The sequence below is a fragment of the Pseudomonas sp. BCA17 genome (assembly GCF_004519405.1).
In the GTDB taxonomy this organism is placed as follows: domain Bacteria; phylum Pseudomonadota; class Gammaproteobacteria; order Pseudomonadales; family Pseudomonadaceae; genus Aquipseudomonas.
In genome coordinates this window covers 64192-79913 of record NZ_SGWI01000002.1, presented here as the reverse complement: position 1 = coordinate 79913, position 15722 = coordinate 64192, and the positions used below count along the sequence as shown (strand labels likewise).

The 15722-nt window shown below is 59.4% G+C and carries 16 protein-coding genes and 1 pseudogene; 13 read left to right on the top strand and 4 right to left on the bottom strand.

Annotated elements, in window-relative coordinates; all coding sequences use genetic code 11:
• Positions 1–134: 134 nt before the first annotated feature.
• The 3 genes from eno to ispD all read left to right on the top strand — a co-directional run bounded on the left by eno (position 135) and on the right by ispD (position 2591).
• Entirely contained in the window at positions 135–1424 is a 1290-nt protein-coding gene (gene eno, locus EXW71_RS09145) for a phosphopyruvate hydratase (protein WP_123714904.1), read from the top strand.
• A 184-nt stretch (positions 1425–1608) separates the two neighbouring features.
• Positions 1609–1887: a cell division protein FtsB gene (gene ftsB / locus EXW71_RS09140; RefSeq protein WP_057723188.1), complete on the top strand. Its 279-nt coding sequence runs from the start codon at positions 1609–1611 to the stop codon at positions 1885–1887.
• Positions 1884–2591: a 2-C-methyl-D-erythritol 4-phosphate cytidylyltransferase gene (ispD, locus tag EXW71_RS09135; RefSeq protein WP_134658105.1), complete on the top strand. Its 708-nt coding sequence runs from the start codon at positions 1884–1886 to the stop codon at positions 2589–2591. Before ftsB ends, ispD begins: the two co-directional genes overlap by 4 nt.
• Positions 2592–2658: 67 nt before the next feature.
• Here ispD and EXW71_RS09130 read toward each other — a convergent pair.
• Positions 2659–3555, bottom strand: a pseudogene (locus EXW71_RS09130) (LysR substrate-binding domain-containing protein).
• 108 nt (positions 3556–3663) lie between these two features.
• On the opposite strand from EXW71_RS09130, the gene EXW71_RS09125 reads away from it, so the two are divergent.
• The 8 genes from EXW71_RS09125 to rpoS all read left to right on the top strand — a co-directional run bounded on the left by EXW71_RS09125 (position 3664) and on the right by rpoS (position 10869).
• Entirely contained in the window at positions 3664–4776 is a 1113-nt protein-coding gene (locus EXW71_RS09125) for an S-(hydroxymethyl)glutathione dehydrogenase/class III alcohol dehydrogenase (RefSeq protein ID WP_123714907.1), read from the top strand.
• 88 nt (positions 4777–4864) lie between these two features.
• Complete coding sequence (gene fghA / locus EXW71_RS09120) at positions 4865–5710, top strand: S-formylglutathione hydrolase (RefSeq protein ID WP_134658103.1); 846 nt, start codon at positions 4865–4867, stop codon at positions 5708–5710.
• 53 nt (positions 5711–5763) lie between these two features.
• Complete coding sequence (ispF, locus tag EXW71_RS09115) at positions 5764–6237, top strand: 2-C-methyl-D-erythritol 2,4-cyclodiphosphate synthase (protein ID WP_017844763.1); 474 nt, start codon at positions 5764–5766, stop codon at positions 6235–6237.
• Entirely contained in the window at positions 6234–7292 is a 1059-nt protein-coding gene (gene truD, locus EXW71_RS09110; protein ID WP_134658101.1) for a tRNA pseudouridine(13) synthase TruD, read from the top strand. The genes ispF and truD overlap by 4 nt, the downstream gene beginning before the upstream one ends.
• Positions 7280–8029, top strand: coding sequence for a 5'/3'-nucleotidase SurE (gene surE, locus EXW71_RS09105; RefSeq protein WP_123714910.1), 750 nt, complete (start codon positions 7280–7282; stop codon positions 8027–8029). The genes truD and surE overlap by 13 nt, the downstream gene beginning before the upstream one ends.
• Positions 8030–8070: 41 nt before the next feature.
• Positions 8071–8706: a protein-L-isoaspartate(D-aspartate) O-methyltransferase gene (locus EXW71_RS09100; protein ID WP_169850588.1), complete on the top strand. Its 636-nt coding sequence runs from the start codon at positions 8071–8073 to the stop codon at positions 8704–8706.
• Positions 8707–8915: 209 nt separating this feature from the next.
• Positions 8916–9758, top strand: coding sequence for a peptidoglycan DD-metalloendopeptidase family protein (locus EXW71_RS09095; RefSeq protein WP_123714911.1), 843 nt, complete (start codon positions 8916–8918; stop codon positions 9756–9758).
• Between the two features lie 106 nt (positions 9759–9864).
• A complete protein-coding gene (gene rpoS / locus EXW71_RS09090; protein ID WP_123714912.1) occupies positions 9865–10869 on the top strand; it encodes an RNA polymerase sigma factor RpoS in 1005 nt (334 codons plus the stop codon).
• A gap of 205 nt (positions 10870–11074) precedes the next feature.
• On the opposite strand, the gene EXW71_RS09085 is transcribed toward rpoS, so the two are convergent.
• Entirely contained in the window at positions 11075–11284 is a 210-nt protein-coding gene (locus EXW71_RS09085) for a cold-shock protein (RefSeq protein WP_002554837.1), read from the bottom strand.
• 401 nt (positions 11285–11685) lie between these two features.
• On the opposite strand from EXW71_RS09085, the gene dcd reads away from it, so the two are divergent.
• Both dcd and EXW71_RS09075 read left to right on the top strand, forming a co-directional pair.
• Complete coding sequence (gene dcd / locus EXW71_RS09080; protein ID WP_016973172.1) at positions 11686–12252, top strand: dCTP deaminase; 567 nt, start codon at positions 11686–11688, stop codon at positions 12250–12252.
• A gap of 107 nt (positions 12253–12359) precedes the next feature.
• Positions 12360–12566: a hypothetical protein gene (locus EXW71_RS09075; protein ID WP_060754062.1), complete on the top strand. Its 207-nt coding sequence runs from the start codon at positions 12360–12362 to the stop codon at positions 12564–12566.
• Between the two features lie 16 nt (positions 12567–12582).
• Here EXW71_RS09075 and pdeM read toward each other — a convergent pair whose 3' ends face one another.
• The gene (gene pdeM / locus EXW71_RS09070; protein WP_134658099.1) at positions 12583–13233 is read right to left on the bottom strand and encodes a ligase-associated DNA damage response endonuclease PdeM; all 651 of its coding nucleotides are present in this window, start codon (positions 13231–13233) and stop codon (positions 12583–12585) included.
• On the bottom strand, positions 13233–15713 hold the full coding sequence (locus EXW71_RS09065; protein ID WP_134658097.1) for a ligase-associated DNA damage response DEXH box helicase: 2481 nt from the start codon (positions 15711–15713) through the stop codon (positions 13233–13235). The genes pdeM and EXW71_RS09065 overlap by 1 nt, the downstream gene beginning before the upstream one ends.
• Positions 15714–15722 lie beyond the last annotated feature (9 nt).

Genomic DNA, 15722 nt, shown 5'->3' with positions numbered 1-15722 from the left:
CCCTCGTTTTATGCTCAGGCCTGTGGGCCTGAGCCTTGTCGTCTGCAAGCCTGCCCCGTTGTTCCACCCTTGCGGTCGGTCAAAAGTTTTCCTTCAGCTGCGTCGTTTTCGTCAACTTTGGAGTGTTTACAACAATGGCAAAAATCGTCGACATCAAAGGTCGTGAAGTTCTCGACTCCCGTGGCAACCCCACCGTCGAGGCCGACGTGCTTCTCGATAACGGCATCATCGGCAGCGCCTGCGCGCCGTCCGGTGCTTCCACCGGTTCGCGCGAAGCGCTGGAACTGCGTGATGGCGACAAGAGCCGTTACCTGGGCAAAGGTGTACTGAAGGCTGTAGCCAACATCAACGGCCCGATCCGTGACCTGTTGCTGGGCAAGGATCCGCTGGACCAGAAAGCCCTGGACCACGCGATGATCAAGCTCGACGGCACTGAAAACAAAGGCAGCTTGGGCGCCAACGCCATCCTCGCCGTGTCCCTGGCTGCTGCCAAGGCTGCCGCCCAGGACCAGGATCTTCCGCTTTACGCCCATATCGCCAACCTGAATGGCACGCCGGGCGTGTATTCGATGCCGGTGCCGATGATGAACATCATCAACGGTGGTGAGCATGCCGATAACAACGTCGACATTCAGGAGTTCATGGTGCAGCCGGTTGGCGCCAAGACGTTCTCCGAAGGCCTGCGCATGGGCACCGAGATTTTCCATCACCTGAAAGCTGTACTGAAGGCCCGTGGTCTGAGCACTGCCGTGGGTGACGAAGGTGGTTTCGCACCGAACCTGGCGTCCAACGAAGATGCACTGAAAGTGATCTCCGAAGCCGTGGCCAACGCTGGCTACAAACTGGGCACCGACGTGACCCTGGCCCTGGACTGCGCGGCCAGCGAGTTCTATGAGGACGGTAAATACAACCTGTCCGGCGAAGGTCACGTATTCACTTCCGAAGGTTTTGCCGACTACCTCAAAGGTCTGACCGAGCGCTATCCGATCATCTCGATCGAAGACGGCCTGGATGAGTCCGACTGGGCTGGCTGGAAAGTCCTCACCGACAAGATCGGCGAGAAAATCCAACTGGTGGGCGACGACCTGTTCGTGACCAACACCAAGATCCTGAAAGAAGGCATCGACAAAAAGATCGCCAACTCGATCCTGATCAAGTTCAACCAGATCGGCACCCTGACCGAAACCCTGGAAGCCATCCAGATGGCCAAGGCGGCAGGCTATACCGCCGTGATCTCCCACCGTTCCGGCGAAACCGAAGATTCGACCATTGCCGACCTGGCTGTGGGCACCTCGGCGGGCCAGATCAAGACCGGTTCCCTGTGCCGTTCCGACCGTGTTTCCAAGTACAACCAATTGCTGCGTATCGAAGAGCAACTGGCAGGTAAAGCCAAGTACAACGGTCGCGGTGAGTTTCGCGGCTGATCGCTACTTGATGGTAAAGCATGGTAAAAAGTCGTCGGGTTGCGTCGGAAAAAACACGACAGTGTGTATTTCGACGCTAATCTGATGGCTATCTAGCACAAGCCTGGTTCTTCCAGGCTTCGTGCTATCAGTTGCTGCAAAAGTTCTACATGGCTGGCTTTTTTCACTGGATACCCGGATTTCGATGCGCAGTCCCAATTGGTTGTTCCTCGTCTTGCTCTTGTTGCTGGCTGGCCTGCAGTACCGCCTATGGGTGGGTAATGGCAGCTTTGCACAGGTAGAAGAACTGACCCAGCAGATTGCCGACCAGCACGCCGAAAACGAACGTCTGCTGGAGCGTAATCGCGTCCTGGATGCCGAAGTGCTTGAGCTGAAAAAAGGTACGGAGACCGTTGAAGAGCGGGCTCGTCATGAGTTGGGCATGGTCAAGGAGGGTGAAACCCTCTACCAGTTGGCCCAATGAGTTACTGCTTACCGGCCTTCTGGGCCGTGATTCCTGCCGCGGGCGTCGGTGCCCGTATGGCCGCTGACCGTCCCAAGCAATACCTGCAACTGGGCGGGCGCACAATTCTCGAACACAGCCTTGGCTGTTTTCTCGACCATCCATCGCTCAAGGGCCTGGTGGTCAGTCTTGCTTCTGATGATCCTTATTGGCCCGGGCTGGCGTGTGCTGCTGACGCTCGTATCCATCGTGCGGACGGTGGCCTGGAGCGTTCGGGTTCGGTGCTCAATGCACTGTTGCAACTCAATGCCCTGGGCGCCGGCGACGACGATTGGGTGTTGGTGCACGATGCCGCGCGTCCCAACCTGAGCCGTGACGACCTCGACAAACTCTTGATTGAACTGGCGGATGACCCGGTTGGCGGCCTGCTGGCCGTACCGGCCCGGGACACCCTCAAGCGTGTCGACAAGCATGGCCGGGTGATGGAAACCGTCGACCGCAGCCTGATCTGGCAGGCCTACACGCCGCAGATGTTTCGCCTGGGGGCGTTGCACCGTGCCCTGGCCGACAGCCTGGTGGCCGACGCTGTGATCACCGACGAAGCCTCGGCCATGGAATGGTCTGGCCAGGCGCCACGCTTGATTGAAGGGCGTTCGGACAATATCAAGGTAACCCGTCCAGAGGATTTGGAGTGGTTGCGGCTGCGCTGGGCGAATCGCAGATAGCCAATGACACCGCATCGACGCCATCGGGGGCTTGCTCCCGATGGCGGTAGAGTCAATCACTGCTCAATCAACTGATGTACTCCGGCCTTTCGGCCAGCCCCGCCTTCAAGAAATCCACCAGCTTCCTGACCTTCGGCGACAAATGCCGCTGCTGCGGATACAACGCCCACACCGCTGTGTTCGGCGGCTGATGCGCCTCCAGCAACGACACCAGCGCGCCATTGTGCAAATGCTCAAGCACGTAATAATCCGGCAACTGACATAACCCGACCCCTTGCAGTGCCGCATCCAGCACCGCCTGGCCACTGTTGCAACGCCAGTTACCCTGTACACGTTGAGAAAATTCCCGCCCGTCCTGAGCCAGTTGCCAGATATCCGAGCTGCCGATCAGGCAGTTATGCCGGCTCAATTCCGACAAACTATGTGGCCTGCCATACCTGGCAAGGTAGGACGGCTACGCGCACAGGTACATGCGGCGGGGGGCCAGCCGGCTGGCGACCATGCGCGAGTCTTGCAGGCGCCCCAATCGAATTGCCAGGTCGAGCCCTTCGTGCACCAGGTCCAGTGGGCGGTTGGTCAGTTCGATATCCACGCGCAATTGCGGATACAGCGCCATGAACCGTGTCACCAGCGGCACGATGAACCGCTCGCCGTAAGCCACTGCGCAAGTCATGCGCAACATGCCCTTGGGTTCACTGGTGAGGTCGCCCACAGCGCGCAACGCTTCTTCGCGCCCGTCTTGCAAGCGCTGGCAGTGCTGCAGGAAGGTCTGGCCGGCTTCGGTCAGGGTCACCTTGCGCGTACTGCGATACAGCAGCCGCGTCTGCAGACGTTCTTCCAGGCGTGCCACCTGCCGGCTGATGTGGGACGACGATACGCCCAAGCGTTCAGCTGCTGCCGTGAACTGGTTGCATTCGGCGACGGCGACAAACTCATCGATGCCTTCCCAGCGGTTTTCCAGCATGTTGATTATCCCTGTACGGCAATAAAGTTTTGCTTTTGCCTGGATTATTTATCAATGAGCCATGTTTTACACTCACTCCCTCAGTTTTTAACCCATGGAGAAACCCGGATGATCAAGTCCCGCGCCGCCGTAGCCTTTGAAGCCAAGAAGCCCCTTGAGATCGTTGAAGTGGATGTGGCCATGCCCAAGGCCGGCGAGGTGCTGCTGCGGGTGGTCGCCTCGGGCGTGTGCCACACCGATGCCTACACCCTGTCGGGTGCTGATCCGGAAGGCATCTTCCCATCGATCCTCGGCCACGAAGGCGGTGCGGTGGTTGAAGCGATCGGTGAAGGTGTGACCTCGGTGGCCGTGGGTGACCATGTGATCCCGCTGTACACGCCGGAGTGCGGCAAGTGCAAGTTCTGCCTGTCGGGCAAGACCAACCTGTGCCAGGCGATCCGCTCCACCCAAGGCAAAGGGTTGATGCCCGACGGCACCACGCGTTTCTCCTACAAGGGCCAGGAAATTTTCCATTACATGGGCACCTCGACATTCTCCGAGTTCACCGTGTTGCCGGAAATCTCCGTGGCCAAGATCCCAAAAGAAGCGCCGCTGGAAAAAGTCTGCCTGCTAGGCTGCGGCGTCACCACCGGTATCGGTGCGGTGATCAACACCGCCAAGGTCAAGCCGGGTGATACCGTGGCGATCTTCGGTCTGGGTGGCATCGGCCTGTCGGCAGTGATCGGTGCAGTCAAGGCCAAGGCGGGTCGCATCATTGCCATCGACATCAACCCGGCCAAATTCGAAATCGCCAAGCAACTGGGTGCCACCGACTGCATCAACCCGAAAGACTATGATCGCCCGATCCAGGACGTCATCGTCGACTTGACCGACGGCGGTGTGGACTTTTCCTTCGAGTGCATCGGCAATGTACAGCTGATGCGTGCCGCCCTTGAGTGCTGCCACAAAGGCTGGGGCGAGTCGGTGATCATCGGTGTGGCCGGTGCTGGTCAGGAAATCGCCACCCGTCCATTCCAACTGGTCACCGGCCGCGTCTGGCGTGGTTCGGCCTTCGGCGGCGTGCGTGGCCGCAGCGAACTGCCAAGCTACGTGGAGATGGCTCAGACCGGCGAGATTCCGCTGGATACGTTCATCACTCACACCATGGGTCTGGAAGACATCAACAAAGCGTTTGACCTGATGCATGAAGGCAAGAGCATTCGTACCGTCATCCATTTTTGAAGCAGCTGCAAGCTACACGCTACAAGCTGACAGTGAGCGCGCCTTACTTGCAGCTTGGAGCGTGCCGCTTGTAACTGGGAGCACTCCCATGACCCTGGAAAATATCTCGTGCCAAAAGAGTTTCGGCGGCTGGCACAAACGCTACAAACACAACTCCCACGTGCTCGGCTGCGACATGACCTTCGCTGTCTACCTGCCGCCACAAGCCGAGCAGGGCACTAAGCTGCCGGTGGTGTACTGGTTGTCCGGCCTGACCTGCACCGACGAGAACTTCATGCAGAAGGCCGGTGCCCAGCGCATAGCCGCCGAGTTGGGGTTGATCATCGTCGCGCCGGACACCAGCCCCCGTGGGCCGGGTGTGCCGGGCGATCCGGATAACGCCTGGGATTTCGGCCTGGGCGCGGGCTTCTACCTCAATGCCACCCAGGAACCTTGGGCCAAGCACTATCGGATGCATGATTACGTGGTGCAGGAATTGCCGGCGCTGGTTGAAGCGCATTTCCCCGCATCGGATAAACGTGGCATCAGCGGTCACTCCATGGGGGGGCATGGTGCGTTGGTCTGTGCGTTGCGCAATCCGGGACGTTACCAGTCGGTGTCAGCGTTTTCGCCGATCAACAATCCGATGGATTGCCCCTGGGGCCAGAAGGCGTTCTCGCGTTACCTGGGTGAGGAGCGCTCAAAGTGGCGCGAATGGGATGCCTGCGTGCTGATCGGTGAAGCGACTGAAAAGCTGCCATTGCTGGTGGATCAGGGCGACCGTGACGATTTTCTCGCCGTACAGCTTAAGCCTGAGGCCCTGGTACAAGCCGCCAAGGCCGCCGGCCACCCACTGGAGTTGCGCCTGCAGCCTGGCTACGACCATAGCTACTTTTTCATCGCCAGCTTCATCGAAGACCATTTGCGACATCATGGTCGTGCTTTGCTCGGTTAAAGTGAGGCAAAAGTAGGTAGAATCACGCCCTGAATTAAATCGGGCGTTTTTTTATGCGTATTGGCCATGGCTACGATGTGCACCGTTTCGCCGAAGGCGATTTCATCACCTTGGGCGGCGTGCGGATCGCGCACCACCATGGGTTGCTGGCTCATTCCGACGGCGATGTCTTGCTGCACGCCTTGAGCGATGCCCTGCTTGGCGCTGCGGCACTGGGTGACATCGGCAAGCATTTTCCGGACACCGACCCGACGTTCAAGGGCGCGGACAGCCGTGTCTTGTTGCGCCACGTGGTCGGCCTGATTCACGCCAAGGGCTGGAAGGTCGGCAACGTCGACAACACCATCGTCGCCCAGGCACCGAAAATGGCCCCGCATATCGAATCGATGCGAGCGTTGATCGCCGCTGACTTGCACATTGAATTGGATCAAGTGAACGTGAAAGCCACCACCACCGAAAAACTCGGGTTTACCGGTCGTGAAGAGGGCATCGCAGTGCACTCCGTTGCCTTGTTGCTGCGCGCATGAATGACCTGCAACTGCTGGGCCCGCGGGCCTACGGCGACGCGTTGGGCCGCGCTGTGCTGAAGGCGACGGCTGAAGATTTCCAGGTCGACGAAGTGCTGGATATCCCGCTGACCGGTGACGGTGAGCACCTGTGGCTATGGGTGGAAAAACGCGGCCTGAATACGGAAGAGGCTGCCCGGCGCATTGCCAAGGCTGCCGGCGTGCCGTTGCGCACCGTCAGTTATGCCGGCCTCAAGGACCGTCAGGCGTTGACTCGCCAGTGGTTCAGCGTGCAACTGCCGGGGAAGGCCGACCCGGACATGAGCGGTGCGGAAAACGACACCCTCAAGATTCTCAAGATGACCCGCCACAAGCGCAAGCTGCAACGCGGCGCACATTCGGCCAACGGCTTTACATTGCGCCTGACGCAACTGGAAGGCGATACGGCCGCCATTGATGCACGCTTGCAATTGATTGCGTCGCACGGCGTTCCCAACTACTTCGGCGCCCAGCGTTTCGGTCATAACGGCGGCAACGTGGTGGACGCCCGTGAATGGGCGGCGCGTAAAGCCTTGCCGGAGCAGCGCAATGTGCGTTCGCGGCTGTTGTCCACGGCGCGCAGCTTCCTGTTCAACAAAGTGCTGGCCGCGCGCGTCGCCGACGGTTCCTGGCAGCGTGCCCAAGTGGGCGACCTGCTGGCGTTTACCGACAGCCGCAGTTTTTTTCCGGCGGGGGAGGCCGAATGCAGCGATCCGCGCCTGGCCATCCTGGACCTGCACCCGACCGGGCCGCAGTGGGGCGAGGGTGACTCGCCCGCCACGGGGGCCACTCATGCCTTGGAACAGGCGGTCGCCGCCAGTGAAGCCGATCTGCGTGACTGGCTGGTGAAGGCCGGTATGAGCCAGGAACGTCGCATTCTGCGACTGCCCATTGGCGGGTTGACGTGGCATTATCCCGGACCTGACATTCTGCAATTGGAATTCGTCCTGCCGGCCGGATGCTTCGCCACTGTCTTGGTGCGCGAGCTTGTTGATCTGGTGCCGGTGGGGCCGACGGACAACCCATGCGTATTCTGATATCAAACGATGACGGTGCCACCGCACCCGGTCTTGCCGCGCTCTATGCTGCGCTGCAGGATTACGCCGAGTGCGTGGTGGTCGCCCCGGATCAGGACAAGAGCGGCGCCAGCAGTTCGCTGACGCTCGACCGTCCGTTGCACCCGCAGGTTCTGGCCAATGGCTTTATCAGCGTAAACGGTACTCCCACCGACTGCGTGCACCTGGCGATCAACAGTTTGTTGGATCAAGAGCCGGATCTCGTGGTTTCGGGCATTAACCTCGGTGCAAACCTGGGGGATGACGTGCTGTATTCCGGCACCGTGGCAGCGGCCCTTGAGGGGCGCTTTCTCGGCCGGACGTCGTTCGCTTTTTCCTTCGCCTCGCGGCAGTTGGATAACCTGGCGACCGCCGCCTACTTCGCACGCAAGCTGGTGGAGGCCCACGGTTCCCTGGCGTTGCCGCCGCGTACCGTGCTCAACGTCAATGTGCCCAATTTACCGCTCGATCATATTCGTGGCATTCAGCTCACCCGTCTGGGCCATCGTGCCCGTGCGGCGGCGCCCTTGAAGGTGGTCGACCCGCGTGGCAAGGAAGGGTACTGGATCGCTGCGGCCGGTGATGCCGAAGACGGTGGCCCCGGCACGGACTTTCATGCGGTGATGCAAGGTTATGTTTCGATTACTCCGTTGCAACTTGATCGCACCTTCAGTGATGCCTTCAGTAGCCTCGACGGTTGGCTCGAGGGGCTGCGTTGATGGCGCGTGAACAAGACGACCTGTTGCGCCGTGGTATCGGGATGACTTCCCAGCGTACCCGCGAGCGTTTGATCCAGCGCCTGTACGAAGAGGGCTTGTCCAATGCCCAGGTGCTGGAGGTGATCCGGCGTACGCCTCGGCATCTGTTTGTCGATGAAGCCCTGGCGCACCGTGCCTATGAAGATACGGCATTGCCCATTGGCCACAACCAGACCATCTCCCAGCCTTATATGGTTGCGCGCATGAGCGAACTGTTGTTGGCGGCGGGGCCGCTGGACAAGGTGCTGGAGATCGGCACCGGTTCGGGCTACCAGACGGCGGTGCTGTCTCAATTGGTAGAGCGGGTGTTCTCGGTGGAGCGCATCAAGGTGCTGCAGGACCGCGCAAAGGAACGCCTGGTGGAACTGAACCTGCGCAACGTGGTGTTTCGTTGGGGCGATGGTTGGGAAGGCTGGCCGGCCCTGGCGCCGTATAACGGCATCATTGTCACCGCGGTGGCCACCGATGTGCCGCAAGCCTTGCTCGATCAACTGGCGCCTGGCGGGCGGTTGGTCATCCCCGTGGGCTCCGGTGAAGTGCAACAATTGATGCTCATTATTCGAGAAGACGAAGGCTTTTCTCGGCATGTATTGGGTGCCGTGCGCTTTGTACCCTTGCTCAATGGCCCGCTGGCCTGATCATTTATTCGCTGGCAGTGAATTCTGTTGGTGGCGATGTGTCTTACGGCGGGGTCTATCGTGTCAACATGATCGGAAGCCGGAATTAAACATGATGGGTTTTTCGTTTTATCCGTCTGCCGGTAAAAATCCAGTGCCCAGTTATAATTGCGTCATATTTCAGGCCTGATACAGGCGTTAATATTCAGCCACCACAAAGGGAGCGGCGGGTGAGTCTCACAGGTCTTGCGCAGCGTATGAGTAAAACAAGTTTTCAGCGACTGGTGCTTGGCCTTGTCTTGAGTTCCTTGTTGGCGGGCTGTTCAAGCTCACCGTCAAGTGGTGCGCGGGTTGTCGACCGTACTAACGCAAGTTCAGTGCCGCAAAAACCGATGGTTACCACCGGGCAATATGTCGTACGAAAGGGCGACACCTTGTTCTCGATCGCCTTCCGTTACGGCTGGGACTACAAAGCGCTCGCCGCTCGTAACAGTATTCCTGTGCCATATACGATACATCCGGGACAAACCATCCGTTTCGATGGTCGCACGGGCTCTGCGCCTACGACAGTTGTGACAAACACCGGATCTTCACCATCTTCTTCGAGCAAGACAACCATCATCACCCGGCCTGCAGGCAGCGCCGCGCCTACGGTTGCGAGCAAACCGGCGCCCGCACCGCTGCCACCTCCAGGCCCTGCGCCAACGGGTTGGGGATGGCCCTCGAACGGCGTGTTGATTGGAAAATTCTCTTCAAACGGTAGTTTGAATAAAGGCATTGATATCGCCGGGGATTTGGGACAGCCTGTTTTAGCTGCGTCTGATGGGACAGTGGTGTACGCCGGGAGTGGTTTACGGGGCTACGGCGAGCTGGTCATCATCAAACACAGCGATACCTACGTCAGTGCCTACGGTCATAACCGCAGGCTGTTGGTTCGGGAGGGGCAGCAAGTCAAAGTCGGACAGACAATTGCCGAAATGGGATCAACTGGTACAGACCGGGTGAAACTGCACTTTGAGATTCGCCGCCAAGGGAAACCTGTAGATCCGCTGCAATTCCTGCCCCGTCGTTGATGTGTTGCACAGCCTGTTCCCTCACGTAGAAGGAACAGGCTCCAGCGTTGCCAAGGATAAAGGCGTCGCTTGAGCTTGAGGTCGAACTCACCAAAGGACTATAACAATGGCTCTCAGTAAAGAAGCGCCGGAGTTTGACATCGACGATGAGGTTCTCCTTATGGAGTCCAGCATCGATACGGAATCGATGTCGAATTATGAAGGGTCTGCACCTTCAGTTCGCACCAAATCCAAGAACTCCACCGCGTTGAAGCAACACAAGTACATTGACTACACGCGGGCGCTCGATGCGACCCAGCTGTACCTCAATGAAATCGGCTTTTCCCCTCTGCTGACTCCCGAAGAAGAAGTCCATTTTGCGCGCTTGTCGCAAAAGGGTGATCCGGCTGGGCGTAAGCGCATGATTGAAAGCAACCTGCGCCTGGTGGTGAAGATCGCCCGACGCTACGTCAATCGTGGCTTGTCCCTGTTGGACCTGATCGAGGAAGGCAACCTGGGCTTGATCCGGGCGGTGGAGAAGTTCGATCCCGAGCGGGGGTTCCGTTTTTCTACCTACGCTACCTGGTGGATTCGCCAGACCATCGAGCGGGCGATCATGAATCAGACCCGCACGATCCGCTTGCCGATCCATGTCGTCAAGGAGCTCAACGTCTACCTGCGGGCGGCGCGTGAGCTGACACAAAAACTCGATCATGAACCTTCGCCTGAAGAGATCGCCAACCTGCTGGAAAAGCCGGTAGGGGAGGTCAAGCGCATGCTCGGCCTGAACGAGCGCGTGTCTTCGGTCGATGTCTCGCTGGGTCCGGATTCGGATAAAACCCTGCTGGACACCCTGACGGATGATCGTCCTACAGATCCTTGCGAGCTGTTGCAGGACGATGATCTTTCCCAAAGCATTGACCAGTGGTTGTCGGAGCTCACGGACAAGCAGCGCGAGGTGGTGATTCGCCGCTTTGGCCTGCGCGGTCACGAGAGCAGTACCCTGGAGGATGTAGGCCTGGAAATCGGCCTGACCCGTGAACGGGTGCGGCAGATCCAGGTGGAGGGGCTCAAGCGCTTGCGTGAGATCCTTGAGAAGAATGGCTTGTCGAGTGAGTCGTTGTTTCAATAAGCGACGCAGCACCTGATGTGGGAGCGGGCTTGCTCGCGAATGCGAAGTGTCAGTCGAGATACGTAGAGACTGACCCACCGCATTCGCGAGCAAGCCCGCTCCCGCATTTTTTATGCCTGGCCATTGCATCGGCGGCAGCACCAAATGGCAGGCATAAAAAAACCCCGCTTTGAGGGCGGGGTTTTTTCGACTAAGTCAGTACAAGTTAGATAACTTGAACTTCTTCAGCTTGCATGCCTTTCTGACCGCGGGTAGCGATGAAAGAAACCTGTTGGCCTTCTTTCAGGCTTTTGAAGCCGTCGGATTGGATAGCTTTGAAGTGAACGAACAGGTCGTCACCGGATTGTGGAGTGATGAAGCCGAAGCCTTTTTCATCGTTGAACCACTTAACGGTACCAGTTTGGCGATTAGACATGGTGTATCTCCTTGGACAAAGTTAACTGCGACTCAGGAAATGCCCTGGCCGAGACTGAGTGCAAAGAGCAGGAAAAATTCTTGGAGATGGTTGGATCGAAATTCAACATATCGTGTAGAGATTCTCAGTGACACAAGCAACACAGTGACGTCACCTTAACCCTTTTTCTGGAACGTGCCAATGATATTTCCTTAGGTTTCTCTATTTTCGTGACTGGCGGTGGTATTTACGGTCACCTGCGGCGCCTACTCAGGCCCCAGTCCGGCTGGCATTGGCTTTATACAGGCCAGCACGTAAGGAAGGGCATCAGCAAGAAAAGCCCCACGCCCTTTGAACCCTTAGGCCGGCCCCGGTAAGATGCCCAACAGAATTTTTCCACCTCGCTATTCAGGACACCCGCCATGAGCATCAAATCGGACAAGTGGATTCGCCGCATGGCGCAAGAGCACGGCATGATCGAGCCCTTCGTAGAGCGCCAGATGCGTGGCGAAGGCGCCGAACGCCTGATCTCGTACGGGGTTTCCAGCTATGGCTACGACGTGCGTTGCGCCGATGAATTCAAGGTGTTCACCAACATCAATTCGGCCACCGTCGATCCGAAAAACTTCGATGAAAAAAGCTTCGTCGACATCAAGAGCGACGTCTGCATCATCCCGCCCAACTCCTTCGCCCTGGCGCGCACCGTGGAGTTCTTCCGCATCCCACGCGACGTATTGACCATCTGCCTGGGCAAAAGCACCTACGCCCGCTGCGGCATCATCGTCAACGTGACGCCGCTTGAGCCTGAGTGGGAAGGGCACGTCACCCTGGAGTTCTCCAACACTACCACCTTGCCGGCGAAGATCTACGCCAACGAAGGCGTGGCGCAGATGCTGTTCCTGCAGTCCGACGAGGCCTGCGAAGTGTCTTACAAGGACCGTGGAGGCAAGTACCAGGGCCAGCGCGGCGTTACTCTCCCACGCGCTTGATCGAAAGGTCTTACACGTAAAGGGAATTAGTCTGCGGGAATCGACTCTATTAGGTGTACAGCCTCGGCGTGTGTGAAACACGTCGGGCCATGCTTGAGGAGTGCTTTATGAAGATCGACCCGCGAATCAGCGCCGAACTCGCCCGGCTTGAGCCCAACCAGATTGGCGTTCTAGCCTGGTCCCTGATGGCCGACCCTGCTTATGCGGGCGGTATCCCTGGCCAACCTGATCCAGACTCTCCGCAGCCTGATGAGCCTAACGAGCCTGCTGGAGTTCCACCTCACGATGAGCCTCCACCCGTACCGGTGGCCTGAGCCTTGTGGCCAGCTCTCAACGAACTGGCCATACGTTCTGATCGGCTATTACGAAAACCTGCTCATCGTCGCTCGACGTCACTGAATACCCGCCGGTAAATGCGCCAAACGCCGGCAGCAGGCTGATTCGCCTGCCGATCCTGAAACACGCCAGGCGCAAGCTTTGTCGGCCTTTCCCCCGCAAGCGATACACCGGGTGCACATGCCCCGCCAATACATGGTGGCTGGCGTGGGCGTCGGGTTCGTGCTGCAGGGCAAACGGGCCCATCAGCAGGGGTTCCGCGACCACTTCGATCCGCAGGTCGGCAGGTGGGTCACCCGCGCGTTTATCGTGATTACCGCGAATCAACGTCATGGACAGGTGGGGATGGCGCTCACGCCAGGCTCTGAGCGCACCCAGTGTGCCGCTGGCGTGTGAGCCTGGTCCATGGAGGAAGTCGCCTAGAAAGATCACCTGCTCACAGGCAAAGGTTGCCAGCAAGTGCTCCAGTTTTGTCAGGTTCTCTCGGGTTGTCCCTTGCGGCACCGGCTGGCCGAGGCTGCGATAAGCCGACGCCTTGCCAAAATGCGCATCGGCAATCAACAGGCACCGGCGTGCGGGCCAGTAAATCGCTTTGTCAGCCAACAGCCACAATTCTTCTTTCTCAAGCGTTATCGAGCAAACCATCAGCGCTTCCCGTTATCTGCGACCCTTTCCAGATCCTTGACCATCCGCGCAATACGCTCCGATAGCTTCTCCGAGCTCATGCTTTCGCGCATGCGCTCAACCAACAGGGGAAAGGCCAGGGGCGTTGGCCGTTCGATCCGGTACATGTCCAGTTCCAACTCGGACAGATGCAGCAACGTTTCTTCCAGTCGACGAATATCCAACTCATCACGCAGGACTTCTTCCCCCGCCTGGGTCAGCAGCAGGTTCTGCGGGTCATATTGCTTGAACACTTCGAAGAACAAACCGCTGGAAGCCTGCACCTGTCGCGTGCTTTTTGGCGCACCGGGATAGCCGGCAAATACCAGCCCGGCGATGCGCGCGATCTCGCGAAAGCGGCGCAGGGCCAGTTCCCCTGCATTCAGGCTGGCCGCCACGTCCGTCAACAGGTTTTGCGGGCTCAGCAAGGCCGGGGTGAGCAAGGCTGGCCAATCCAGCGGCGTTGCACTCAACAGTTCCAGCCCATAATCATTGACCGCAATCGAGAACGTCACCGGCTGTTGCCGGCTGACCCGCCACGCCAACAGGCTCGCCAAGCCCAAATGCACTTGGCGCCCGGCAAAGGGATAGAGAAATAGGTGCCAGCCCTCGCGTGACTTCAGCGCCTCTGCCAGCAGGTGATTGCGTGTCGGCAGGCCCGACCAGCGCAGCTGTGTTTGCAGCAAGGGTTGTACCGCTTGCATTTCCGGCCCGTCGAAATGCCCGTGCGCCGCCGCATCGAAGCGCTCGATCACGGCTTGGGCGAGCTCATTGGAAAGCGGCATGCGCCCACCATTCCAGCGCGGTACCGCGGCTTTTTTGGCCGTGCTGCGTTTGACATAGGCGGTCATGTTTTCCACACGCACCAACTCCAGAAGCCGCCCGGCAAACAGGAAGCCATCCCCCGGTTTGAGCCGTGCAATAAAGCCCTCTTCAACGCTGCCCAGGTTCTTGCCGCCGCCGCCCTTGCTCCAGAACTTCAACTGGATGCTGGCGTCACTGACGATGGTCCCCACGCTCATACGATGCCGACGCGCCAGGCGCGCGTCCGGAACGCGCCAGATGCCGTGCTCATCCGGCTCCACCCGGCGGTAATCCGGATATGCCGTCAGCGACAGCCCGCCATGGCGCACAAAGCCCAAGGCCCAGGCCCAGTCAGCGTCGGTCAGGTTGCGGTAAGCCCAGGCGCCGCGTACTTCCGCCAACAAGGCGTGCGGCGTAAAGCCTCCGCCCAGGGCCATGCTCACCAGGTGCTGCACCAGCACATCCAAAGGCTTTTCAGGCGATTGGCGCGCTTCGATACGGCGTTTTGCAATCGCATCCTGCGCGGCGGCGGCTTCCACCAGCTCGAGGCTGTGGGTGGGCACCAGCGTTACCCGCGATGGCCTTCCCGGCGCATGGCCGGAGCGCCCGGCTCGCTGCATCAGGCGCGCCACGCCTTTGGCCGAGCCGATTTGCAGCACGCGTTCCACCGGCAAAAAGTCCACGCCCAGATCCAGGCTGGAGGTGCACACCACTGCTTTGAGCTGGCCGTCCTTCAAGGCTCGCTCTACCCAGTCACGGGTTTCCCGGGACAGCGAGCCGTGGTGCAGGGCAATCACACCGGCCCAGTCCGGGCGGGCCTCAAGCAACGCCTGATACCAGATCTCCGACTGCGCCCGCGTGTTGGTAAACACCAGGCAACTGCTGCTGGTGTCGACCTCGGCGACCACTTGCGGAAGCATTTTCAGGCCGATATGCCCGGCCCAGGGAAAGCGTTCGGCAATGGGAGGCAAGAGGGTGTCGACCTTCAGTTGCTTAGCCGTCTGCCCCTGCACATTGATCCCGTTGCCTTGTGGGACCAACACCTCAAGCGCGTGTGCCTGATTACCCAAAGTCGCCGAGATCCCCCACACCATTAATTCCGGATGCCAACGGCGCAACCGCGCCAGCGCCAGTTGCAGCTGCACGCCGCGCTTGTTGCCGATCAGTTCATGCCATTCGTCCACCACCACCATGCGCACATGCGCCAGGCTCGTTTCGCTGTCGGCGCGGGCTAACATGAGGGTCAGGCTTTCTGGGGTGGTGACCAGCGACGTGGGCTGGCGTCGGGTCTGGCGTGCACGCTCGCTGCTGCTGGTATCGCCGGTGCGCAGGCCGACACTCCAGGGAATCTGCAAGGTTTCCAGCGGCGCTTCCAGGGCGCGCGCCGTATCGGCGGCCAGGGCGCGCATCGGCGTGATCCAGAGTACGGTCAGCGGCTGCGCGGGCACTTTGCGTTTGCCAGTGGCGGGCGGGCGCACCATCGCGAAGCGATTGAGCGCGGCGAACCACAACGCGTAGGTTTTACCGGCGCCGGTGCTGGCGTGCAGCAACCCCGATTGGCCCGCCTTGACGGCAGCCCATACGTCTTTCTGGAAGGTAAACGGCTTCCAGCCCTTGGCGGCAAACCATGTCTTGGCGAAGTCGAGGGGTTTTGCCATGGGGGCAGG